A 23206-nucleotide genomic window follows, 5' to 3' on the forward strand; every position below is an offset into this window, starting at 1 on the left:
AGTTCCCCATCTTACTGGACAATTTCTGTCACACGTACGCCAAAACTTTCCTCGATTACTACAACTTCTCCCTTGGCAACAAACTTGCCGTTAACAAGAACATCTACAGGTTCACCGGCAACCTTATCAAGCTCTATGATGGTACCGGGAGCAAAATCAAGAATATCTGCTATAGGCTTGGCAGTTCTTCCAAGCTCAACTGTAACCTCCAATGGAACATCCTTGATGATACCGATATTCTCGCCACCTGCCATAATGGAAGTTCCACCTGCAAAAGTCTGGAACTGAGCAGGCTGAATATTCATGTTCATCATCTGAGGAGCCATCTGCATCTGTGGCATTGCCATCTGCATCTGTGGCATACCCATCTGAGGCATTCCCATCTGTGGCATACCCTGTCCCATCATAGATGGATCCATTCCCGGCATTCCCATAGGCTGCGGAGCCGGTGCAGGAGCTGGTTCAGGAGCTGGTGCAGGAGCTGGTTCAGGCGCAGCCTCTCCAGCAGCGCTTGCATCACCGGCAATTACAGTATCCTTAAGAGTCTTAGCGAAGTCGATAGGATACAACTGCATAAGAGTTGAATCCACCAGATCTCCTACCTGCATCTTAAAGGAAATCTTTACAAAGGTTCCTGTAAGGAACTCAGCGATATCAGATGGATCATCATTGATCATGTCAAGCAGAGTTGACTGTGGCGGGCTAATATCTACCTTCTGATTGATCATTGTAGAAAGAGATGTGGCAGCAGCGCCCATCATCTGGTTCATAGCCTCGGAAATAGCAGAAAGCTGAAGCTCACCGATCTCTCCTTCTGTATTGGTACCATCACCACCCATCATAAGGTCGGTGATTACCATAACGTCATGCTCTTTCAGAATCAGGATATTTGTTCCATCAAGACCAACTGTGTACTTGATCTGAATGAATACACAGGGCCTCTCATAGTTCTGTATCACATTTTCCCAGTTAGCCAGTTCAACCTGAGGAGTGGTAATATTTACCTTCTGGTTGACAAGGGAGTACAGCGTTGTAGCTGATGATCCCATGCTGATATTGGCAACTTCTCCAATGGCATCCTTTTCAGTATCGGTAAGAAGAGACTCATCAATACCGCTACCTCCGCCTCCGCCAAAATCTGCAGGCGCATCGCCACCTCCTAGATCAGCATCCCCAGGAGCATCTGCAGGTGCAGCATCGCCCCCACCGGAAGTATCCATACCGGCTAGCAAAGCATTAATTTCGTCCTGAGATAACATTCCATCCATGCTCCTACTCTTCCTCCTCTCTTACAACCGACGTGATCCGTACGGCATATTTGTCTTTTGCTGTACCGGGCAAAGCGGTAAATTTATAGATATTCCCAACAAATATCTGCATATCCGTATTTACCCGATTATCAAGTCTTATAATATCTCCTGCCTGTAAATGCACGAAGTCATTAACTGAAACATTACATCTTCCAAGGACAGCCTTCACAGGCACATCCACATGTCTGACCATAGCCTCCAGATGTTCCTCGTAGTCCTCTTCTGCGTTCTTCTGCATCGTAGAGAACCAGAACTTGGTGTTCAACTTATCCATAACACTCTCTAACGTGAAATATGGAAGGCAGACGTTCATAAGTCCCTCTGTATCACCTATCTTGATGTTAAGAGTTACAATGGCAATCATATCAGTAGGTGAAATAACCTGGGCGAACTGTGGGTTTGTCTCGATCCTTTCCATAACAGGATTGATGGCCACAACGTTCTGCCACGGCTCAACCATAAGCTGCATACATATGGTAACCAGTTTCTCTATGAGAGGCATCTCGATGTCAGTAAAGGGTCTAGGCTTGTCCAGTCCGTTTCCTTCACCTCCCAGCATTCTGTCAATGAAGGAAAATCCGATGTTAGCCTGAAGCTCAAGGATAATAGTTCCCTGTAACGGAAGGAAACTAATAACACCCAGGATAACAGGATTGGAAAGGGCGTTGCTAAACTCTGAATAGGTTACAGTCTCTGAGTTTGCCACGGAAACCGATACGTTCTTACGCAAATACAGAGGCAATGTGGTGGACAAAAGACGACCGTAATGCTCGTAGATCATCTCCAAAGTACGAAGATGTTCCTTGGAGAACTTGGCCGGACGTTTGAAGTCGTAATCCTTGACCTTCTTCTCGTCCGTGGCCTGCATTTGGTCCACATCAAGCTCACCTGTTGAGAGTGCTGACAGCAGACTATCTATTTCGCTTTGTGATAGTACTTCACTCAAGGCTTATCTCCTTAAATAAATAATTAGTTATAAAGTACACTTGAGAAGCTGCAATCATAGATAAAGTTCGAATTGAACATTTCCTGAACATTCTCAAGAATAGTCTCTCTTGCAGTCTCATCTGCTCCAGCCTGAAGTTCTTCAAGAGTGTAGCTGGAAAGAGTGCTTGTGATTGTTGATTTAACTACTTCTTTTACGTTGGCGAGGTTATCTTCTGAACCAAGAGTTGCATAATCTGCACTTGCCTTGTTGAGAGAGAATACAACCTCAACAACCATATAATGCTGCTTACCATCAGCGCCCTGCTTAAGGTTGATCGTAAGCTTCTCATCTCCTGTAAAGCCCCAGGTAGCCATATCTGTTACAGCTACAACACCTGATGCAGATCCGGAAAATCCTCCGGTGGAACCACCATTGGCCTCAAGCTCCAGAGCTGCAGCAATGTCAGAAATGATCTTGGCTGTCTGAGAGTTTGTAGTCATGACACTGAGCATCATAAATCCGGTCATAGCCAGATTGACAATAAGAAGTGCCAGAATGATTATTGATAAAAGATTCTTTTTCATAAGTTTTCATTCTCCTTAAGGTTTTAGTATGAAGCACTTAATGGATTATAGATCTTTATTTCTACTCTTCTGTTACGGGCTCTGCCCTCATCAGTAGAGTTATCCGCTATTGGATCGTACTGACCTCTTCCTGTATGAACCAGGTTTGCCGGATCGAGATTTGTGTGCTCAGTCAGATAATAAAAGATTGAAAGAGCTCTTCCTGAGCTAAGCTCATCGTTGTTGGCATATTTTCCGCCACCGGACATAGGCACGTTATCTGTGTGTCCTTCAATCTCTATTGTTCCACCGGCATAGGACTCAAGGATCTGTCCTACCTTGTCGATTACAGGGATTGCATCCTCTTTAATATCTGTTTTACCCGAATCAAAAAGAATTGATCCCTGGATTGTGAGCTGTACATACTGGCTGGTGTAGTTCAGGGATACAAGATTGTCTATCTCACCCTGATCAAGAGCTTTTTCAATCTTCTCAGCCAGTTCCTCGGAAGCCTCCAGCTGCTCTTTTTCAGCAGCCTCCATAAGCTCCTGTTGATCCATATCTCCCACATCTGCCGTCTCAGAATCCGAGTCATCTCCGCTCTGAGCAAGACCCATGGATGTAACATAACTTGAAAGCTCTGTGAGCTGGGATACACCATCTCCGATAAGAGCTCCCTGGCCTATAGCCATCTCACCACCTGAAAAAATACCAAACGCGGAACTGAAGGAAGCTGCAACCTCTTCGAATTTCGCTGCGTCCATAGTTGCCATAGAGAAAAGCAAAACGAAGAAACAAAGGAGCAGATTCATCAGGTCACCAAAGGTACCCTGCCACGCCGGCAAGCCAGGTTTTATTTCTTCTGGTTTCTTTGCCATTTATTATTCTCCTCCGCCATCTCCGGAACCATTTTCAGCCTCATAAGCTGCTCTGTCACCAGGTGACAGGAATGACTTAAGCTTCTCCTCAGTAACACGTGGGTTTTCACCAGCCTGAATAGAAAGAAGTCCTTCAATAACAATACTTTTTGCCATATATTCAGCGTTATCCCTTGCCTTAAGCTTATTCTCAGCAGGATAACAGAACCAGTTCGCAAGAACGGATCCGTAGAATGTCGTAATGAGGGCAACCGCCATGGACGGTCCGATTGATGAAGGATCTGACATGTTCTGAAGCATCAGAACCAGTCCAAGAAGGGTTCCGATCATACCCCAGGAAGGACCCATACCTGCAACGTCACCGAAGAAGGAATAGTTTGATTTATGTCTCTCGGACATGGCATCAATCTCAGCCTCAAGAATGCTCTTAACAAGCTCAGGCTCAGTACCGTCAACAATAAGCATGACGCCTTTTTTCATGAAGGCATCTTCAAGGTTTCCGGCAGCTTCTTCCAGAGCAAGCAAACCCTCTTTTCTCGCCGTATTAGACAAGTCAATAATGCTCTTAATGGTAGTCTTGGTATCATCATTAGGCATTTTAAATATCAGCGTATAGGATTTAAGACCGCTGATAAAGCTGGGCATACTTCTTGACGCAAGAACCGCCATGAAAGCACCACCGAATGTGATCATCGCAGATGGAGCATCCAAAAAGTATTTAACACCGGTGATTCCGGCGGAAAATACAATACTGAGGATCATGAAAAGAAAACATAATCCAACACCAAGTAATGACGCAATATCCACAACAAATCCTCCTTAATAAAATAGTTTATTCTACTTTCTGAGAATTGATGATCTTATAAATTTCCTCAGGTTTTTCCTTGACCAAGAGTTTTCTTCCGGACATTAAAATAATGACTGTGTCGGGATTAGCTTCGACAGTCTCAATAAGGTCAGCATTTATGTAGATTTTCCTGGTATCCAACTTGGTAAGCTCAATAATTGAACCCATATAAAACGCCACCTTTCGGAACCAATAATTTCATTATTTGCAAAAATTTCAATCATTTTTGAAATTAAATTTCTCTATGTACTAATTTTACCACGTTTCCGAGGCTAAATCTCCTGGAAACGTTCACAATTTGGACATAATTGAAGCATAATTTCACTTGTTGGGAATTATTTTGAAACAAAATTCAGAACCGTAACCTTCCCCCAACAAAAAGAATAATCAATATAATTGCATTATCATGGCATAATACTACATATTGTGGTATTAAAAACATTTTACCACTAATATTCAATACTTAACAGTACAATTTTAATATTTTCCTTTAAAAAAAGAATAAAAAAGACCCCCTGGGGCTATCTCCTGCCTCGGGGGTCCATCCCATTTATACTTTATCTTCCATGAATTGAGGAAAAATCAGCTTCCCATATCATCCATAGTCTGTACAAACTGCTCTCTTACATCAATGGGAATATTCTTTGAAGAATCCTCGGATCCAAGTGCTTCGATCGCTTCACCGCTTCTTTCGTTCTCTGTCTCTTTTGCCGCATCATTTGTTATATCATTTGATGCCTTGCTAAATTCTGCCTTAAGCTGTTCTTCTCTGGCAGCTCTGGATTCCATCTCCTGATTATAGGTTGTCTGGGAAATATCACCCTGAAGATACTTCCTTTGAAGTTCTGCATCAGAAACTCCCTGAAGAGAAGTCTCTGCAGATGCTGCGGATGAAGTCGTCTCTGCAGATGGCTGAACCTGTACTGTTGCAGCTGCGGTATCAGCACTTTGCTGAGGCTGTACAGCTGTTGCAGCAACTTCAGGTGCCTCATAAGCTTTTTCCTTCACTTCCTCAGGAAACTCTAACTCTTTATATTCAGGCTTCGGCGCTTCATAAGCAGGCTTTTCAGGAATATCTGTTTTCTCAGGAATGTCAGCTTTCTCAGCTGTAGCAGCTTTATCTGCGACATCAGTCTTTCCCGGCAGATCAAAATCCTGCAACTTATCTTCTATAAGCCCATACTCATGGAGGTCCTTAGCAGCATCAAAAGTCCGCAGGGACATCTGAGGAACCTCATAAGCACCCGCACTTTCCATAGCCTTTGCCTGATCAATGGTAGAGGCCTTAACTCTCACAGTATCACCATCACTGGACCTTGATATTACAGGACCATATTCCTTAGTGGCTAAGTTTTCTCTATAATCCGCCCGGCGCTCTATTTCTTTTCTAGCAGCGTCCAGGACCTTTTCACTCCCACCGGTTGTCTTCCCAACCTGCGCCGGCCTTGGCTGGGCAGCAGGCGTTACCGGGCTTGCCCCCTGCGCCATACTGATCGGATTTATATTAATAACAGCCATAAAGAGCCTCCTTTCACACCTTCCCATTGTGCATTAATTTTAATTGTTTAAGCCCGCATATTCTATGGGTATAATCTGAAAGTTTTATTAAGATTTTATAATTTGAATTCAGGTTAAAAGAACTCCCTCCGGAATGGACGTATTCCGAAGGGATATTTTTATTTGATGGATTATTTGGTTAAAAGAGCTATCTATTATCTCTTAAGGTTTGTGAGCTCCTCAAGAAGTGTATCGGATACTGTAATGATACGGCTGTTAGCCTGGAAACCACGCTGTGTTGTGATCATCTCTGTAAATTCCTTAGAGAGGTCTACGTTTGACATTTCCAGAACACCTGTATTCATGTAGCCACCGTCTGTAGTGATATCCTGAACTGTAGGATCACCGGAGTTAAGAGTTGACTTATACAGGTTATCTCCTTCCTTTGAAAGACCTGATGCATTAGCGAACTCGGCTGATGCAATCTGTCCAAGGAGCTTTGTCTGGCCGTTTGAATAAGTAGCGTAGATCTGTCCGTCAGTACTTACTGTAACACCGTTCATCTCACCTACTGCCCTACCTGTGTTGAGAGACTTCTTGTCGCCCTTAACAGCCTTGATTGTTGATGAGCCTGATGTGTTGTAGTTAGTAACGGTTGAGAAATCAACTTCAAGTGTTCCCTTCTTAGCCTGCTCAGAAGGATCACTGGAATTTGAAACCTGGAAACCAAATGCCTCAAGTCCGTCAATGCTCTGGTCAAAGTACATGTCAACCATACCGTCCTTGGCACCATTAGCTGTTGTAAGAGCACCGTTTGCAGCGTTGAAAACAAGCTGTACAGTCTTTGAACCTGTGCTTAATGAAATACTTCCATCGTTGTTGATCTTATAGGTTCCGTCTGTTCCAAAAGCGTCAGCATCTTCATCGGATACATTGTAAACTGAGTTAAGAAGATCCTTAAGACTTCCTGTTGCTGTTGATAACAGATCTGTAATATTGCCGCTTAATGGAACGTTTGAGTATGCACTTGTAGGATTATTTGTTACAAAACTGATAGTTGTATCTGAGCTTCCTTCAGATGTTGAGTAATCAGAGCTGAAGGTAGGATTTGCTGTTAAGTTATCATAAATTGTAATTGCACCTGTTGAGCTAAACTTAACCAGTGATGTTGAAGAATAACCCATTGCTGTACTTGTAGGATCAATGCCGTAAACTGTGTTAAGTACATTTGCGTTATAGTCTCCAAGTTTAGCTTCATTTCCTGTTAATACATACGCAGATCCATCAGAGGAGTTTTTGAATACTGTGGAAGGAGTCTTTGATGTGAACTGAGTAGCTGCACTGCCTTCTGCTGCATTGTAAGCCTTTGAGAAAGGTGTTCCGGTAAATACTACATTAGTAGTGTCTTCAACTACTGATGGCTCAGATGTGTAGAGTTCCAATCCGCTTGTTCCGGTAATAGTCCTAAAGGTCAGGTGTGTGTATCCATTAGAATTTAAATAAGTTGTAAGATTAGTTGCTGTCTGAGCATCATCACCAGCAACAACCAAAGCAGGAGAAGGAGTCACAACATTATCAAGAACCTTTGCCAATTCAACTTTTTGAGCTGTTGTAAGAGAAGATGCCGCATAAAGTGCATTCTTTGTATATCCAGTAACATTACCTGTATAGGAATATGACTTATCAGGTGTTGTAGTTGTAGAATCAACCTTTGATCCAACAACCTTAAGTGTTCCGGATGCGTATGAATAGAAAAGCTTCTCGCCGGGATGAGCTGCTGTATAAGCATCTGTAGTAGACTTCAGTGTAAGGTTGCCAGAACCATCCATGAAATCTGCATCATAACTTGTATAATCGTCCATCTGCTCGTACTTTGCTGTACTTGCTGTAGCTGGAAGTGTTGAGCTCTTTGTTACTGTGAATACATCAGCTGTACTTCCTGCATTTGTCTTAAATGTGTAGGAATAGCTACTGTCTGAGGTATAGGTTGTCATAGGTGTTGAATCTATGCCAAATACCTTTTCCAGAGTTGCCTTTGTAGCTGCAATAAGATCCTTCATTGTTCCACTAGTGCTTGTAGGAACCTGATAAGCCTCACCTTTTGTACCATTTGACACATAATAAGCATCAGTATTTCCTGACTTGTATGAAAAACCGGAATTAAGTGATTTAGCTTTTACATAATCCTTCTCATAGGTAATGGTCATCTTACCAGAGTCATCAATACTGTATGCTGAAGTCTTTGAATAACCATTAGTCTGGTCAATAACTTCTTTATCTGTTACGCCATAGAGCTTGTTGAGAATTCCGGCGTAGCTTGTCTTGCTGGATGTCAAAAGGTCTGAAAGGACACCTGTTCTAGGTACATCAGTATAAACCTTTGTTCCTGCTTTCTGATAAATCTCAGCGCTTGTTGATCCAACTGTGATTTCGTGAGTATCAGAAATAGTGTAGTCAAAAGACTCACTTGATCCAAATTTAATGTGATCAAGAGTTGTTGTGCCATCAGCCAATGTCTTATTGATGGTATTTCCATCAGAATCAATAATATCTGTCAGCTGAAGTGAAAACAGATGGTCTGTTCCTGTATCCTTCAGTGTGAATTTTCCCGTGTAAAGATATCCCTTGTTGTCGTAGAACTCAAGGGTAATTGTCTTACCATCATCAGATGTTACGTTTGTATCGTGGTCATCGATATTTCCGGAGTAAAGAGCTGCTGTTGTGGATGCAGGTGAATATGTGGCATTGTCTGCACTCATGATCTGAAGTGAAGCAAGTCCGCCATTCTTGTTAACCTTGATCTCACCGGTCTCTTTATCTTCCTGAGCAACCCAGCCCTGTACCAGGTATCCGTTTGACTGCATTGCAAGATTGCCGGCGCCGTCTACGTAGAAAGAGCCGTCTCTTGTGTAAAGATCTTCCTTACCGTTGTTAACAACGAAGAAAGCCTTACCGGTTATCATAATGTCGAAAGGGTTATTTGTAGTCTGAGTTGCACCCTGAGACTCAATTGCAGTTGCAATAGCACCTGACTTAGCACCAAGACCGATCTGGCGTGCATTTACGCCACCTTTTGTCTCTGTTGCTCCGGATGCTGTCTGGGTTGTCTGATACATAAGATCTGAGAATGTGATTGACTGTGATTTAAAAGAAGTAGTATTTACGTTAGCAATGTTGTTACCAAGAACGTCCATCTTGGTCTGATGTGTACGAAGTCCTGCAACACCAGAATAAAGTGATCTCATCATAAGGCAAAGTCCTCCATCAAATAAAAGCCATTACAATTTTGATTTCGGACGAAGCAAGAGTTTTGCGGATAGATTCCGGCAGTCTGTCCGGGATCTGAAGATTTCCTGGAGGGTCAGGCACGTCCACCTGCCGGCTAAGCCGGAACCCCTCTTCGGGCCAATCATGCAATAACTGCTCCGTCTATGTTAGTGAATACGTTGCTCTTGTTTTCTGTCTGATCCATTGCTGTTACTACGGTATTGTTGGGTACGTTTACTATAAATGCCAGCTGATCCACCAGGATCAATGAATCCTTTATGCCTTTTTCACTGGCTTCGATCTTGCCCTGATTTAGTCTGTCCATCTGCTCGCTAGTCAGTTCAATGTTTCGAAGGCTCAGCCTGTTCATGGCATGCTTAGAAAACTTAACAGGTCCTTCACTGTTAGTTATATCGGCTGATTCCTTTACTTTATTTAGAACTGAAGCAAAAGAATTTTCTCCAGTAGGCAAGGGGGTTGCATCCTTGCCTACTTTAGGAGTATTGGGATTTAAGTATTGATCCTGGACTTGTCCGATGGACATAAACTGTCTGTTATCCAACGTCATGTCTTTAGTCCTCCATGATAACAAATCGATCAGTTATGAGTTATCCTTCTCAACAAATTTCCTGTGGTCATCTTCCCTGATATCATCAATACGGTTAACATACTGAAGAAGTGAAGTAACGTAGTTCTTGTCCATCATCTTTTTAGCCTTATCAGGCATATTCTCATTGTAGTACTGATACATAGTATCGATTGTAAGGCCGTGCTCCTCTTCCGTGATCATGTCAAGGTTAGGAAGCTTGTCGATAGCTTTCTGGAAATCAGCTACAGCTTCAAGAGCTTCTGTGTAGCTGGAATCAAGAACCTGAACTACATCTTCTATGTCGTAGTTAACGCCGCCAATATTAAGGTATGCCTTGTTTCCGCTGTAGTTAACGTAGTCAACCACACCCTGGATCTCGGAAGAAGTACCTGTTTCAGCATTAGTCTGCTTAATGGTAACTGTCTTTCCAACCATCTCAGATGCCCTTGATAAGGACATTGCACTTGCCATATTGGAGAGTTGCTCAACCTGTGTGAAGGTTGCGTACTGGGAAATATACTCAGTATTGGATGTAGGCTCCAATGGATCCTGATACTTCATCTGAGCTACAAGGATCTGCATGAAGGCATCCTTATCATAACCGTTAGGAGTAGTTTTTGATGCTGCCTCCTGCTCTTTGGTCTTAATACCTGAGTTTATTACTTCACCATTTTTAATGATTGCATTTACTGAACTTGTATCTGCCATATTCTTTAACCTCTTTGTTCTTCAGTTATGCACTGAAGTCAACTGAGTTTCCGTTTACTGCCATCATCGAAGCAGCTATTCTGTCGGCATCACTGGTGAGTTCTTCAATCTGGTCATCTTCCAGCTCTGAAAGATTGATCCTTCTAAGAGGTTTAACCTTCTTATCAGTTCCTGCCTGACCAGGCTGTCTGTCGTTGCCCTGCTCTAAATTCTGTTCAAATCCATGGCCACCAACTGTAACTTCAATAGATGTTACCTTAATGCCATTTTCTTCAAACTTCTGTGTGAGCTGAACCATCTGAGCTTCAACAGCTTCTCTTACTATCTGGTTCTGGGCTGTAAACTTGGCTACGATTCCGTCCTTGCCACTGGTAAGAAGTACATTTACATTACCAAGACTGGCTGGATGCAGCTGCAATTCCATTGATGTCTCTTCTGCTTTTGATGAAATAGTGATCTTTTCAGTGATCTGTCTGATAATATCTTCCATCTGTGCTCTGTCGGTGTAGCTTACAGAGGATGTAGGATCTGCATTCATTACAGCATCTGCGATATTATTCATCACCTGATTGAAAAGATTGGATGATTCGGCACCGGAATGGAAATTTCCTTTGTTATCACTGCTACCTTTTGAGTCTTCCGTGATGATCTCTATAGACTTTTCTTCCGGGACCTTCTCTGTGAACGCCTCAGACTGTGGTGCGGTGGTCTTTTGGGTGTTCAGCTGTTCCTTAATTACGCTTTCCCGAGGATTCAAAAAGATCTCGGGCTGCTGTTGCTGAATCTGGTTTTTCTCTGTCTGAAACTGCTCCTTGAAGCTATTCTTACTATCTTCAACAGCGCTCCTTAGTTCTTCCTCTGATAGATTGAACTCATTCATAAGTTCGCTCTTCATACTCTCCGCACCCTCCATGAGGTCCTGCAGTGATGTATATATATCAGAATCTGTAATATGATCTATGGCCTCTTCCTGACCGGTAAGTTCTGTCACAAGCATCTGTATGTTAGCCGGGTCTAAAAGATCTGCCGCCATAAGGCCTAGTACCTGCATCGCATTGACTATATCCTCTTCATTTACATCGAAGGTCTCTGCGATCTGAGCCATTAGCTCTTTTCCATCTTCAGTGATGGCTTCCTGCAGCTTAGTATCAGCTTCCGTGCCCTGTGTTTCATTTGTCTGACTTGTTGCTGCCACTTCAGTGGTATTCTCGTTCACTTCCTGCGAACTTGTATCCACCTGATTAGTATTAGTGTTCTCATCAACCTGTATATCTGCCTTGGTTGTTTCAGCTTTTGTTGTAAGATCATTTGTCTTTGTCTGCTTTGCAGCGTTAAGAGCCTGATTTACATCCTTTGAAGCTTCCGTTGTTCTGGCCTGGATGAGGGAATCCGAAACCTTATTGAACACATTGTCAAAGCTTGTAGCTGCTGTCTGAGAACTCTTTTTGGAGCTTACGACATTTGAAACATTTGTGGCTGCAGTGCCCTGTGCCATGTAAGCTGCAATAGCGCTTACTGCGTTATTTGCACTGCCCATGCAACTCCTCCTTTCTTTTTCTTGTACCCAAAGTACACCCGTAGTACTTCGTTATGTATATCGGTTATTCAGCCTCAAACTTAAGAGGTTTATATAAAAAAAATGAAGATGCCAATGGACGTTTCTCCCTGACATCTTCATAGTTTTACCCTGTTATCTTAGTTGACTTCTGCTCCATAGATGTAGGCTCAAGAAGCTGAGTCAGCTTGGCAGAATTTTCCTTCTCCATGGCAGCAAGAATATCAGAACGATTCTCAACACTCATCTGAGCCAGTATCTTGGAGACAAGAGTTATCTGATTCTCATTGACCATCTCGTCAAAAATCTGTGCAGCGCTCTTTGCTTTCATGCTGGAATAGGTTGTCGCAAAGGCCTTGATAGCAGCGTCATCTACACCCTGCTGCTTGATCTTGGCATAGATCTCTGCAGCATTGTCAGGATCGATCATCTCATAGTACTGAGCAAATGCCTCAGCGTCAGGAGAGTTGTTGCCATAAACAACCTCCTCATAGAACTTTGCCTTTTCCTCATAAAACTGTTTTTGCTGCTCTTCAAAGGGCTCAAGACGAGCAACTTCCGCCTTAAGCTTCTCGTTCTCGGTACGAAGATCCGCATTAGATTGCATCTCATCGTTTAAAGCCTTCTCAAGTCTCCTGATATAGGCAAGTGCATCATCAAGGTTATCAATAGCTCCGGTTGTGGCATTTCCTGACTCATCAACTGTAGTCTCTGTAGTCGTGCTATCAGTTTTCTTCTCAACAGAACCTTCCGGAAGGATAAGATTAACGTATGGAATATCCTTAAGGATTGGAGCAAGTACATCTGAACCGAAACCACCAACGTCCAGTTTAACTAAAAGAGCCATGATAGCAAGCCAGATAAGGATAATAAGGAAGGTGATGACGATTGTCGCAAAACCGCCGGCGTTATCACCGCTTAGTTCCGCACTTCTGTCAGCAAATTCCTGCTCTTTTTCCTTCTGGGCTTTGCGCTGCTCCTTAAGGGCTTTCCTGTATTCTTTTTTGTCAGCTTTTAGCTTGGCCCTGGCGGCTTTGGGGTCGTCAGGTGAATTCAGTAAGTTGGTATCAGCCATTTAATTATCTTCCTTCTGTCTTTGTCCGTAGGTAAAGCTGGTTCGCTGATCGTTTTCCTTAGCTTCTTCCTGTTTCTGTTCCTCAAGGAACTCTGCAAAAGCTCTGTCCCTCAAGGTCTCCTGCATCTTTCTCTCCTGGATATTCCTGGTGAGCTTTATTCTCACTCTTTCAACCTTCTGCTCTTCCTTCTGGACCACCATGGACTGGTGCTTGATCATAACGTCCATCTGGGCAGTTGCATACTGATTATCCAGAATATCCTGAAGCTTAAGAGATTCGTCGTTTCGAAGCTCCTCAGCTTCCTGAAGGTATGCAGCTTTCCTGTCTATGTATTCCTGAAGTATATCAAGCTGTTTATTAAGCTCAGCCTGAGCCACAGCAAACTCCATCTTGGTCTGATTCTCAGTCTGCTGCTTGATATTCAGGACACTCTGCATTCTGTAAACAAATCTTGCCATAGGCTATCAATCGTTGAACATGGCAAGGAGCTGACCTCTGATCTCTTCAAAGGTGAACTTCTCGTCAGTCTCCTGCATAAGAAAATTGTTGACCATTTCAATCTTGGAAACAGCATAGTCAATGTTCTTGTTAGCACCACTTCTGTAAGCGCCGATATTTATAAGATCCTCGGCATCATTGTAGGTAGCAAGGACGTTTTTAAGCTTACCGGCAGCTTTTTTGTGCTCAGGGTCAGCTATTGCAGACATACATCTGGAGATGCTTGCCAGAACATCAATTGCCGGATAATGATTCTTCTGAGCCAGCTTTCTGTTAAGGACAATATGTCCATCCAAAATACCACGGGCAGTATCCGTGATAGGCTCATTCATATCATCACCATCTACAAGCACGGTATAAAGACCTGTGATAGAACCTTTACGTGATCTTCCGGCTCTCTCCAAAAGCTTAGGCATCTCAGCATATACTGATGGTGGATATCCTCTTGATACAGGAGGTTCCCCTGAAGCAAGACCTATCTCACGCTGAGCCATGGAAAAACGGGTAAGGGAGTCCATCATAAGAAGTACGTCTTTTCCCTTGTCCCTGAAATACTCTGCTATGGAGGTAGCTGTTTTGGCAGCCTTAAGTCTCTCAAGGGCTGGTTTATCAGAGGTTGCACACACAACAATTGACCTCTTCATACCCTCTTCGCCAAGGTCTCTTTCGATGAATTCTCTTACTTCCCTTCCACGCTCTCCGATAAGAGCAATAACGTTTATATCCGCCTGGGTATTTCTCGCAAACATACCAAGGAGTGTGGACTTACCTACACCTGAACCGGCAAAGATACCAATACGCTGTCCCTTACCTACTGTAAGAAGTCCGTCAACTGCCTTAACTCCAAGAGAAAGCACCTCAGAGATCGGATCTCTGGTCATGGGATCCGGTGGCTGGTTCTCAACTGAATAGGCAACGCCGCCCTCCAACTGAACACCCTGACCGTAGTTGGTTCCGTCAATCCTTCCAAGGCCGTCCAAAGTCTGACCAAGAAGACCTTCACCAACGTTTACACGAAGAGGAGAATCAGTGTTCTCAACAATACTGCCATTTCCGATACCACTGGTATTCTCATAGGGCATAAGCTGAACATGGTTATCCTTAAAACCTACTACCTCTGCCATGGCAGGCTTTACCACATGTTCAGTAAGGGAGTCATCATCCTTTTTCTTGGGATAGATAAGGCAGATATCTCCAAGCTTGGCATCAGGGCCTGCTGACTCAATAGTAAGACCAATGACATTAACCACTTTACCTCTTGTCCGGTAAAATGGTGCGTTGGCCATCTTTTTGTATTTTGAAAGATCAAATGAGGATACCAGCATATAAGTATCTCCTAATTATCTTTTCTTTCTGTCAAAGGAAAGGAGTTTAAGCTTACGTGTTATCTCAGAAAGCTCAACTCCAAGGCTGCAGTCAAATACCCCACTGTCAGACTCGATCATGCATTCATTCTCCTTCAAAAGAGGATCTTCAATGATCTCCATAGTTGTATTCGGTGACGTAATAGCTGCCTGAAGAGTATCTCTTTCATCCATTACCTCATCGTAATCATCAGATGAGACATGAACGATCAGATCATTTCCCGGTTCAATTCTGGAAAGAGTTGTCTTAAGAAGATGAAGTATGATTCCCTTATCTTCCCTGAGTTCTATGTTAAAGACATGCTCATAGATCTGGGTCAGGATATCCACCATCTCAGGTTCCAGCTCATCTACAATCTGTTGATACTCCTTTTCCAGATCACCTCTTTGTTGTTCTATTTCATCCTGAAGAGCCTGAGCTGCAGCAACACCTTCCTGATAGCCAGCTTCATACCCCTGGGCTCTTCCCTCTTCTACGGCATTATTCCTGATCTCTTCAGCTTGGGCATTGGCATTCTGAATGATCATGTCAGCCTGTTCCTGTGCCTGCTGGAGCTTCAAGTCGATCTCAGCCTGCATTGCTTCCATATCAAATTGAGGATCAGGTGGTACTGACTGTAACATGCTCTGATCCTCTGTAAGCTGGGTGAGCTGTTCCATATCAATACCGGGAATAAAGTCTTCCCCTTCCCTGCCTTCCTCGTATCCCTCTTCCTGAGACATCATTGCACGCTGTCTTCTAAGCTCCTGCTCCTGGAAGGCCTCGATCTTTTTGTTAGCCAACTCATTACTGTCGATTATTCGGGCTTCTGAAGCATCAAAGCTTACAAAACCCGCCTTAAAAAGATTAGACAACTAACTCATCACCTCCGCCTCTGGAGATTACGATCTCGCCGGAATCTTCAAGCTTCCTGATGACGTTAACAATCTTCTGCTGAGCTTCCTCAACATCCTTCATACGAACAGGGCCCATGAAGTCCATATCTTCCTTGATCATAGCTGCAAGACGCTTTGACAGGTTGTTGAAGATAGCTGTCTGTACCTGCTCGGTAGCACTCTTAAGCGCAAGAGCAAGGTCAGAGTTCTCAACCTCACGCAGCACTCTCTGAATAGATCTGTCGTCCAGAAGGAGAACGTCCTCGAATACGAACATCTTCTTTCTGATCTCGTCTGCAAGCTCTGGCTCTTCGATTTCCAGAGTCTCCATGATGTGTTTCTCTGTGGCACGGTCTACAGTATTCAGGATCTCTACTACTGCATCTACACCACCGATAATCGTGTAATCCTGATTTACAAGAGATGACAACTTTGATTCCAAAACCTTCTCTACCTCTTTAATGGTATCAGGGCTGGTTCTATCCATGGCCGCGATACGCTTAGCAACATCAGCCTGTCTGTCAGGTGCCAGAGCTGAAAGGATCATGGCAGACTGAGCAGGTGACATATAGGACAAAATAAGGGCAATGGTCTGAGGATGCTCGTCCTGAATGAAAGTAAGGATCTGTGATGGCTCAGTCTTACGGATAAACTCGAAAGGCTTAACCTGCAGGGAAGCAGTAAGCTTACTGATAACATCAAGAGCCTTATCCTCACCGAGAGCTTTCTCAAGAAGTTCCTTAGCATAAGTGATACCACCTTCAGCAATGTACTGCTGAGCAAGGCACACTCCGTAGAACTCCTCAAGGACAGCTTCCTTTATCTGGGATGTAACTGACCTGGTATTGGCAATCTCCAGTGTCAGCTCCTCAATCTCTTCTTCCTTAAGATGTTTGAATATGGCAGCAGATTTTTCTGGTCCAAGTGCGATCAGAAGAATAGCCGCTTTTTGAGTTCCGGTAAAATCCGCTATTAGCGAATTTCCACTAGCTTCTACTTCTACATCCATAGTTTAACTCCCCACTAACAAATAAATAACTTAACCAAAGTCCTCGTTGAGCCAGTTTCTAAGAAGCGTAGCTGCAGCTTCGGGATTCTCATCAACAAACTTTTCAATAAGCCTCTTGGTCTCAGAGCCCTGATCCATCTCAATGTCAACCAGCTGCTCCTCAGGCTGTGACTCAAGAAGCTGCTCAACAGAAAGCTGCTCCGGCTGTTCCGGCTCCTCCTCCACCTTCTTGGATGTCCACATGCTTCTGATAATGATGAAGGCAAGAAGTCCAAGAATAACAAAGATAAGAACAATCTGAAGTATATCTGTAACAGTGATAGTACTTCCTGTCCTGTCAAAGAATACATATTCTGTATAGGCTGCCATAGCAACATTCTCTGCCGGAATACCTGTTGCTTTAGACACTACATTGATCATGGCTTCAGGAACCTCTGAAACTAAAGGTTCAGTATTACTTGCCTTAAACTCCTCCCAGGTTGCATTCTCGTGATCTTCAGCCTTATAGTCCTCTTCCTTCATTACTGCGTAGTTAATGGCTGTAACAGAAATTGAACTGTTAGAATAATTAACTGCGCCGGGAACACTCTCAGTTGTAGTGATCTTCTCATTTGGAAGATAATCCCTTGACTCCTCAGTAATAGTTGATGTGGAATTGGTATTATCCTGCGTTACATAAGTAGTCTCATCTTCAGCATTTGTATCTGTACCAGGAATACCACTGATTCCACTGACATTCTCAGCGTTGTAGGTATCCTCATGGCTAAGTACACCCTGAGTCTGATCTTCAGCAGGTGTATACTGATGATCAACAACTTCCTGTTTTGTAAAATCCATTACCAGATTGCTGGCAACCTCTATATTGTCGTAAAGCTTTGTTCCAAGAAGAACTTTTTTCACCTCTGACTTAAGGAGCTGTTCTGCTTTAGCCTTAACAGTAAGCTGGCTTGAAGCAAGACCTGAAGTGGTGGTATCCTCTCCGCCTGAAAAGAGCATATTCCCTAAGCTGTCAAGGATTACGATATTGTCAGTATTCTCATTTCCGATAGCAACAGCAACCGCCTTAGCAAGGAAAGCAGCATTTTCTTCATCAAACTTTCCATCTTCCTTGAGATTAAGAAGTATCCAGGCTGATGAATCTTCCTGATTACCAATGAGTGTTCCGTCATTGTCAGGAATGTGAAGCTTTACATTGGCACTTTCAATGGCGTCAAACTTTGCAATAAAGTCCTGTTCCAGACGGCTCTCTAAATACAGCACATATTTCTTTTGTTTATCAGACTCTGTTGTTGAAAAGCTGCCTTCTGTAACATTATCGATGCTGTATGCATAGGACTGGATATCATTTGCACCCAGCAAAAGATTGGCTGAAGCCTGATCCTTTTTAAGGACCTTAAACTCCAAACCATCATCTGACATCTTGTAATTTACTGCATTAGAATCCAGAAGCTCCTTGATCTGAGAAGCTTCTTTTGTAGAATTGGCATTTGCCAATAGAATATACTGTGGCTGATTTAAAACAGACACCAAAATAATGATGGTAAGCAGTACAACCGTGCTGGCCCCAATGATAAGGGTCTTTTGACGGGCTGTGAACTGATTCCACCAGTCGAGAATTCGCTGCCAAATAGCTTTAATTCTTTCAGGCATTTATTCTCCCTCCCCATATATATAAAACAACTAAAACTTTAGATCTGCATCTGAGTAATCTCTCTGTAAGCCGCCATAGCCTTGTCCCTGATGGCTACCGTGTACTGAAGAGTTGTAGATGCCTTCTGTAAAGCAATAGAAAGATCGTGGGTGTTGTCAGTCTGACCTAAAGCCCACTTGATCTCCTCATTTTCAGCATCGGACAAATAAGCATTTGTGGTGTTTATGTTGTCGATTGCAGCTGAAAATATGCTCTTGAAGGACTCGTCATTCCCCTTCTGGTCGTCGCCAAGAACATTGTATACTCTGCTGTTTGTCTTCTCTGCATGTCTGATAACATCTGAACTTACGTTTCGAAGCTGCGAAATATCAAGAGATGCCATTTAAGATTCCCTCCCATTTTCCCATAAAAACAAGGAAGTTACGCTACGCGTAACAAGTTCACACCAGGCTCAAAAAGACTTCGCCAGGTGTTCTCAGCTCAGCTCTGTCCTATTTCCAGCCCCTTGGTAGCCATTGCCTTACTTGCTGTAAAAGCTGTTGCATTAGCCTCATAGGATCTGCTGGCGTCAATAAGGTTCGTCATCTCAGTAACCGTATTGACGTTAGGATAGGTAACATAACCATTCTCATCAGAATCAGGATGAGATGGATCATATACGACGTTCATCTGTGTCCAGGTGTCGTCCTGAACAGTGGTAACTTTAACGCCGCGACCGGAATAATGGTCAAGCCGTTCGTTAAGTATCCTGGAAAAAGGAGTTTGTGTACCCTTTTCCTCAAATCTGACAACCTTTCTCACATAAGGAGAGCCATCAGCAGTTCTGGTGGTATTGGCATTGGCGATATTCTCAGAAATGATATCCATTCTGAATCGCTGAGCCGTCAAACCTGATGAATTGATATTAAAAGAATCAAATATGCTCATCTGACACCTCCCTCATTATGATGACTTGGTTACAGCAGCAAGGTTTTTAAACTCCGCCTTAATGCCTTCCATAAGACCGTTGTACTTGAGCTGGTTGGCTGCAAGCATAACATTTTCAGTATCTATATCAACATTGTTCTTATCAGTCCTGTAGGAAAATCCGGAGTAGTCATTAACAACCCTGGCCTGTAAATGCTTATCCTTAAGGTCAGCGACCTTAGCATCCATGGTCTTGTACCTGGAGTGGCCCAGAGCTCTTTCAAGCTCATCCTCAAAGTTAAGGTCCTGCCTCTTGTAGCCGGGTGTATCGATGTTAGCAATATTATTAGCAATTATTTCGTTCCTGGTCCAGGAAGCATCAGCGGCCTTATCCAGCACGTTAATGTAGTCAAAGACATTGCTGTTTATCACTTTCATCCCCTCCTTCGCATTATTATTAATAATATGATTTTTTCGCGTAAAATACAAGTGTTATATACTTTATATTGTGTTTTTTGAAAGGTTTGTCTACAAAATGTATGATAAAAACAAAGAAAGGATTTATCCTGTGATAAATCCTTTCATCTAAATCCATCCCTGTCGCAAATACTGATGTACTTACAATATTTATCGGCAAATTATAGTTCCTGCTTTAGCTTTTTTATCTCCCCGAAGACCACATCGTTGGTTACCTTGATGTAGGTGCCTTTCATTCCAGAGGACCGGGATTCTATTACTCCGGCGCTTTCGAATTTCCTTAAGGCATTTACAATTACACTTCTGGTGATACCAACTCTGTCTGCGATCTTACTGGCTACAAGCACGCCTTCCATTCCGTCCAGCTCATCAAATATATGGATGATGGCCTGCATCTCTGAAAATGAAAGAGTTCCTATTGCCGATTTAACAACTGCCAGCTTTCTGCTCTCCTCAGCATTCTCTTCATTGACAGCCCTTAGCATTTCAAGTCCAACTACTGTTGTGCCATACTCACAAAGAATAATATCATCTATGTCGTAGGGCTTTTCTGTCTTATATATGAAAAGAGTTCCCAGCCTCTCTCCAGCTATTTCTATAGGTGTGATTATTGCCTGGAATTTAGAGGAATCAATGCCTTCAAATCCCAGTGTTTCAAGGTTTACATTTTCCTTAGTGGAAAGAATTGTAAGAAGTCTCTCATTCAGCATAGGATCAATAAATGAACCTACACTGTCAACAAGAAGTCCCGTCAAAGACTCTACATCTGCACTCTCACCAATTCCTAATACTTTACCCTTCTTACTGATGACGAACATGTTAGAGGATAAAATATCACACAACACTCTGCAGATATCGTTGAAAACTACTTTTCCTGAATTGCTGTTATGAAGTAGTTTCCCGATCTTACGGGTCTTGTCCAGTAGTTGTACACTACTCATCAGAGTTCTCCTTTACAAGATATTGAACGAAAAAGCGTATAAAATCTCACTACGCTATTTGTATCATAGCATAAAAAAATAGGCGCTTCAAATAATAAAGCGCCTACAATTATTAAAATAAGGTGAAGTTTTCAGAAACTTTCAGAAAATTAGCGTTATTTAGTTTCTTTATCTTCCACGTGACCACATTCTGGGTTTCCACAGGCAAGCTTAGAGTTCTTAGCATACATAAGTCCTCCGCACTTTGGACACTTCTTGGAAACAGGTCTCTGCCATGACATGAAGTCACAGTTTGGATTATCTATGCAGCCATAGAAGATACGGCCCTTCTTTGTTCTCTTAAGGACAATATCCTTTCCGCACTTAGGGCAGGAAACTCCGATCTTTTCAAAATATGGCTTTGTGTTCTTACACTCAGGGAATCCGGGACAAGCCAGGAATTTTCCGTGAGGGCCATACTTGATAACAAGATTACGTCCGCAAAGCTCGCAGACCTCATCTGTTACCTCATCCTGAACCTGAACTTTCTCAAGCTCTTTCTCTGCAGCAGCTACTGCTTCATTAAGATCAGGATAGAAATTCTCGATAACAGTCTTCCACTTAACTTCGCCATCAGCAATACCATCTAAAAGAGCTTCCATGTTGGATGTGAAGTTAACGTCCACAATCTGAGGGAAGGCTTCCATCATCATCTTATTAACTGCCTGGCCAAGCTCGGTTATGTAAAGGCTCTTGTTCTCCTTGGTGATGTAGTGTCTCGCCATGATAGTGGAGATTGTTGGAGCATAGGTACTTGGTCTTCCGATTCCAAGAGCTTCAAGGTCATGTACCAGAGAAGCCTCTGTATAATGAGGTGCCGGCTGAGTAAAGTGCTGTGCACTTTCAAAGGAAACGAATTTAAGCTTAGTATTAGTATCAAGGTTCTTCATGAGAACATTCTTCTCAATCTGGTCCTCATCGTCAGTGTAAACATTAAGGAAACCATCAAATACAGTCTTGGATGCAGCCACAGTAAATCTGTGCTCTCCAGCATCAATCTTAACTGATGTGGTCTCATATTTTGCAGCAGCCATACGGCTTGCCATAAATCTTCTCCAAATAAGCTGATACAGTCTGAACTGATCTCTGGAGAGATGATCCTTAACCATTACAGGTGTATGGTCAATATATGTAGGACGGATTGCTTCGTGAGCATCCTGGATCTTTCCTTCATTCTTCTTAACTGTAGCGCCCTCAGCAAGGTACTTCTCGCCAAAGTTTGATTTGATGTAGTCATTGGCAGCTGCTACAGCCTCGTCAGATACTCTTGTGGAATCTGTTCTAAGGTAAGTGATAAGACCTACTGTACCTTCCTTACCAAGCTCAATTCCTTCATAGAGCTGCTGCGCAACTCTCATGGTCTTCTGAGTTGAGAAATTAAGGGCTTTTGAAGCCTCCTGCTGAAGTGTAGAGGTAGTAAACGGAAGTGGAGCCTTCTTGCTCCTCTCGCCCTTCTTTACATCAGAAATAACGAACTTCTGACCCTCCAATGACTTGCAGATCTCATCCAGCTCTTTCTTGGAAGTTATCTCCTTCTTCTCATTGCCCTTACCATAGTAATGAGCAACTAAAGGCTTCTTCTCGCCATCAACTGAAAGGTTTACATCCAGTGTCCAGTACTCAGTAGGGATGAAGGAGTCAATCTCTTCTTCCCTGTCAGCAATGATACGAAGAGCAACAGACTGAACACGACCAGCTGAAAGACCTCTCTTTATCTTGGACCAGAGAAGCGGAGAAATTTCATATCCCACCATACGGTCAAGAACACGTCTTGCCTGCTGAGCATCCACAAGGTTCATATCGATATCCCTTGGGTGCTTCATAGCTTCTTTTACCGCATTCTTGGTAATCTCATTAAAGGTTACTCTCTGAACCTTTGCATCTGCCTCTGCAAGCTTAAGGGCATAGCAAAGATGCCAGCTGATAGCCTCCCCCTCACGGTCCGGGTCAGTTGCAAGATAGATCTTATCGGCCTTCTTGACCTGCTTACGAAGCTCCGCAAGCACATCTCCCTTTCCTCTGATAGTTATATACTTGGGCTCGAAGTCATGCTCAACATCAATTCCCATGGTACTTCTGGGAAGATCTCTTACATGTCCGTTTGAGGCAGCAACCTCATACCCTGCGCCCAAAAACTTTTTGATAGCTTTAACCTTGGTTGGTGACTCAACTATCAAAAGAGAATTCTTTTTACTTTTAGTATCTTTCTTTGTTGCCATAAGTACTG

22 protein-coding genes are annotated in these 23206 nt (G+C 43.1%); all 22 read right to left on the bottom strand.

Features of this window, described 5'->3' with window-relative positions:
- Nucleotides 1–11: 11 nt before the first annotated feature.
- Nucleotides 12–1268 carry a flagellar motor switch phosphatase FliY gene (fliY, locus tag BO18_RS29555; protein WP_034452311.1) on the bottom strand — a complete coding sequence of 419 codons (1257 nt, stop codon included), beginning with the start codon at nucleotides 1266–1268 and terminating at the stop codon, nucleotides 12–14.
- A 4-nt stretch (nucleotides 1269–1272) separates the two neighbouring features.
- Nucleotides 1273–2256, bottom strand: coding sequence for a flagellar motor switch protein FliM (gene fliM, locus BO18_RS29560; RefSeq protein ID WP_034452312.1), 984 nt, complete (start codon nucleotides 2254–2256; stop codon nucleotides 1273–1275).
- A 23-nt stretch (nucleotides 2257–2279) separates the two neighbouring features.
- Nucleotides 2280–2822, bottom strand: a complete 543-nt coding sequence (locus BO18_RS29565) for a flagellar basal body-associated FliL family protein (RefSeq protein ID WP_034452313.1) — start codon at nucleotides 2820–2822, stop codon at nucleotides 2280–2282.
- Nucleotides 2823–2845: 23 nt separating this feature from the next.
- Nucleotides 2846–3679: an OmpA/MotB family protein gene (locus BO18_RS29570; protein ID WP_034452315.1), complete on the bottom strand. Its 834-nt coding sequence runs from the start codon at nucleotides 3677–3679 to the stop codon at nucleotides 2846–2848.
- Nucleotides 3680–3682: 3 nt separating this feature from the next.
- Complete coding sequence (locus tag BO18_RS29575; RefSeq protein WP_034452317.1) at nucleotides 3683–4486, bottom strand: motility protein A; 804 nt, start codon at nucleotides 4484–4486, stop codon at nucleotides 3683–3685.
- 25 nt (nucleotides 4487–4511) lie between these two features.
- The gene (locus tag BO18_RS29580; RefSeq protein WP_034452319.1) at nucleotides 4512–4694 is read right to left on the bottom strand and encodes a flagellar FlbD family protein; all 183 of its coding nucleotides are present in this window, start codon (nucleotides 4692–4694) and stop codon (nucleotides 4512–4514) included.
- A gap of 414 nt (nucleotides 4695–5108) precedes the next feature.
- On the bottom strand, nucleotides 5109–6044 hold the full coding sequence (locus BO18_RS29585; protein ID WP_034452320.1) for a hypothetical protein: 936 nt from the start codon (nucleotides 6042–6044) through the stop codon (nucleotides 5109–5111).
- Between the two features lie 194 nt (nucleotides 6045–6238).
- Complete coding sequence (locus BO18_RS35865; protein WP_051689301.1) at nucleotides 6239–9271, bottom strand: flagellar hook-basal body complex protein; 3033 nt, start codon at nucleotides 9269–9271, stop codon at nucleotides 6239–6241.
- 161 nt (nucleotides 9272–9432) lie between these two features.
- Complete coding sequence (locus BO18_RS29600) at nucleotides 9433–9858, bottom strand: TIGR02530 family flagellar biosynthesis protein (RefSeq protein ID WP_034452321.1); 426 nt, start codon at nucleotides 9856–9858, stop codon at nucleotides 9433–9435.
- Nucleotides 9859–9891: 33 nt separating this feature from the next.
- Nucleotides 9892–10587, bottom strand: a complete 696-nt coding sequence (locus tag BO18_RS29605; RefSeq protein ID WP_051689302.1) for a flagellar hook assembly protein FlgD — start codon at nucleotides 10585–10587, stop codon at nucleotides 9892–9894.
- A gap of 25 nt (nucleotides 10588–10612) precedes the next feature.
- Entirely contained in the window at nucleotides 10613–12124 is a 1512-nt protein-coding gene (locus BO18_RS29610) for a flagellar hook-length control protein FliK (protein WP_034452322.1), read from the bottom strand.
- A gap of 145 nt (nucleotides 12125–12269) precedes the next feature.
- The gene (locus BO18_RS29615; RefSeq protein ID WP_051689303.1) at nucleotides 12270–13217 is read right to left on the bottom strand and encodes a hypothetical protein; all 948 of its coding nucleotides are present in this window, start codon (nucleotides 13215–13217) and stop codon (nucleotides 12270–12272) included.
- On the bottom strand, nucleotides 13218–13676 hold the full coding sequence (locus tag BO18_RS29620) for a flagellar export protein FliJ (protein ID WP_034452325.1): 459 nt from the start codon (nucleotides 13674–13676) through the stop codon (nucleotides 13218–13220).
- 6 nt (nucleotides 13677–13682) lie between these two features.
- Nucleotides 13683–15041 carry a flagellar protein export ATPase FliI gene (gene fliI / locus BO18_RS29625; RefSeq protein WP_034452328.1) on the bottom strand — a complete coding sequence of 453 codons (1359 nt, stop codon included), beginning with the start codon at nucleotides 15039–15041 and terminating at the stop codon, nucleotides 13683–13685.
- Between the two features lie 15 nt (nucleotides 15042–15056).
- Nucleotides 15057–15935, bottom strand: a complete 879-nt coding sequence (locus BO18_RS29630; RefSeq protein WP_034452330.1) for a FliH/SctL family protein — start codon at nucleotides 15933–15935, stop codon at nucleotides 15057–15059.
- Nucleotides 15928–16965: a flagellar motor switch protein FliG gene (gene fliG, locus BO18_RS29635; RefSeq protein ID WP_034452332.1), complete on the bottom strand. Its 1038-nt coding sequence runs from the start codon at nucleotides 16963–16965 to the stop codon at nucleotides 15928–15930. The genes BO18_RS29630 and fliG overlap by 8 nt, the downstream gene beginning before the upstream one ends.
- A 30-nt stretch (nucleotides 16966–16995) precedes the next feature.
- Nucleotides 16996–18615 (bottom strand): flagellar basal-body MS-ring/collar protein FliF, encoded by a 1620-nt coding sequence (fliF, locus tag BO18_RS29640; protein ID WP_034452334.1) that lies wholly within the window; start codon nucleotides 18613–18615, stop codon nucleotides 16996–16998.
- A 38-nt stretch (nucleotides 18616–18653) separates the two neighbouring features.
- Complete coding sequence (gene fliE, locus BO18_RS29645) at nucleotides 18654–18998, bottom strand: flagellar hook-basal body complex protein FliE (RefSeq protein WP_034452337.1); 345 nt, start codon at nucleotides 18996–18998, stop codon at nucleotides 18654–18656.
- Nucleotides 18999–19096: 98 nt separating this feature from the next.
- Complete coding sequence (gene flgC, locus BO18_RS29650; protein WP_034452339.1) at nucleotides 19097–19543, bottom strand: flagellar basal body rod protein FlgC; 447 nt, start codon at nucleotides 19541–19543, stop codon at nucleotides 19097–19099.
- Between the two features lie 15 nt (nucleotides 19544–19558).
- Nucleotides 19559–19954, bottom strand: a complete 396-nt coding sequence (flgB, locus tag BO18_RS29655; protein ID WP_034452592.1) for a flagellar basal body rod protein FlgB — start codon at nucleotides 19952–19954, stop codon at nucleotides 19559–19561.
- Nucleotides 19955–20160: 206 nt separating this feature from the next.
- Nucleotides 20161–20940, bottom strand: a complete 780-nt coding sequence (gene codY / locus BO18_RS29665; RefSeq protein ID WP_034452342.1) for a GTP-sensing pleiotropic transcriptional regulator CodY — start codon at nucleotides 20938–20940, stop codon at nucleotides 20161–20163.
- 155 nt (nucleotides 20941–21095) lie between these two features.
- Nucleotides 21096–23198 carry a type I DNA topoisomerase gene (gene topA, locus BO18_RS29670; RefSeq protein ID WP_051689304.1) on the bottom strand — a complete coding sequence of 701 codons (2103 nt, stop codon included), beginning with the start codon at nucleotides 23196–23198 and terminating at the stop codon, nucleotides 21096–21098.
- Nucleotides 23199–23206 lie beyond the last annotated feature (8 nt).

The sequence above is a fragment of the Butyrivibrio sp. AE2032 genome, from assembly GCF_000702965.1.

Excerpts from the sequence above, each read along its gene's own strand:
- fliY (WP_034452311.1), bottom strand. The coding sequence starts at position 1,268 with ATGGATGGAATGTTATCTCAGGACGAAATTAATGCTTTGCTAGCCGGT.
- BO18_RS29565 (WP_034452313.1), bottom strand. The coding sequence starts at position 2,822 with ATGAAAAAGAATCTTTTATCAATAATCATTCTGGCACTTCTTATTGTC.
- BO18_RS29570 (WP_034452315.1), bottom strand. The coding sequence starts at position 3,679 with ATGGCAAAGAAACCAGAAGAAATAAAACCTGGCTTGCCGGCGTGGCAG.
- BO18_RS29580 (WP_034452319.1), bottom strand. The coding sequence starts at position 4,694 with ATGGGTTCAATTATTGAGCTTACCAAGTTGGATACCAGGAAAATCTAC.
- BO18_RS29585 (WP_034452320.1), bottom strand. The coding sequence starts at position 6,044 with ATGGCTGTTATTAATATAAATCCGATCAGTATGGCGCAGGGGGCAAGC.
- BO18_RS35865 (WP_051689301.1), bottom strand. The coding sequence starts at position 9,271 with ATGATGAGATCACTTTATTCTGGTGTTGCAGGACTTCGTACACATCAG.
- BO18_RS29600 (WP_034452321.1), bottom strand. The coding sequence starts at position 9,858 with ATGACGTTGGATAACAGACAGTTTATGTCCATCGGACAAGTCCAGGAT.
- BO18_RS29605 (WP_051689302.1), bottom strand. The coding sequence starts at position 10,587 with ATGGCAGATACAAGTTCAGTAAATGCAATCATTAAAAATGGTGAAGTA.
- BO18_RS29610 (WP_034452322.1), bottom strand. The coding sequence starts at position 12,124 with ATGGGCAGTGCAAATAACGCAGTAAGCGCTATTGCAGCTTACATGGCA.
- BO18_RS29615 (WP_051689303.1), bottom strand. The coding sequence starts at position 13,217 with ATGGCTGATACCAACTTACTGAATTCACCTGACGACCCCAAAGCCGCC.
- BO18_RS29620 (WP_034452325.1), bottom strand. The coding sequence starts at position 13,676 with ATGGCAAGATTTGTTTACAGAATGCAGAGTGTCCTGAATATCAAGCAG.
- fliI (WP_034452328.1), bottom strand. The coding sequence starts at position 15,041 with ATGCTGGTATCCTCATTTGATCTTTCAAAATACAAAAAGATGGCCAAC.
- fliG (WP_034452332.1), bottom strand. The coding sequence starts at position 16,965 with ATGGATGTAGAAGTAGAAGCTAGTGGAAATTCGCTAATAGCGGATTTT.
- fliF (WP_034452334.1), bottom strand. The coding sequence starts at position 18,615 with ATGCCTGAAAGAATTAAAGCTATTTGGCAGCGAATTCTCGACTGGTGG.
- fliE (WP_034452337.1), bottom strand. The coding sequence starts at position 18,998 with ATGGCATCTCTTGATATTTCGCAGCTTCGAAACGTAAGTTCAGATGTT.
- flgC (WP_034452339.1), bottom strand. The coding sequence starts at position 19,543 with ATGAGCATATTTGATTCTTTTAATATCAATTCATCAGGTTTGACGGCT.
- codY (WP_034452342.1), bottom strand. The coding sequence starts at position 20,940 with ATGAGTAGTGTACAACTACTGGACAAGACCCGTAAGATCGGGAAACTA.
- topA (WP_051689304.1), bottom strand. The coding sequence starts at position 23,198 with ATGGCAACAAAGAAAGATACTAAAAGTAAAAAGAATTCTCTTTTGATA.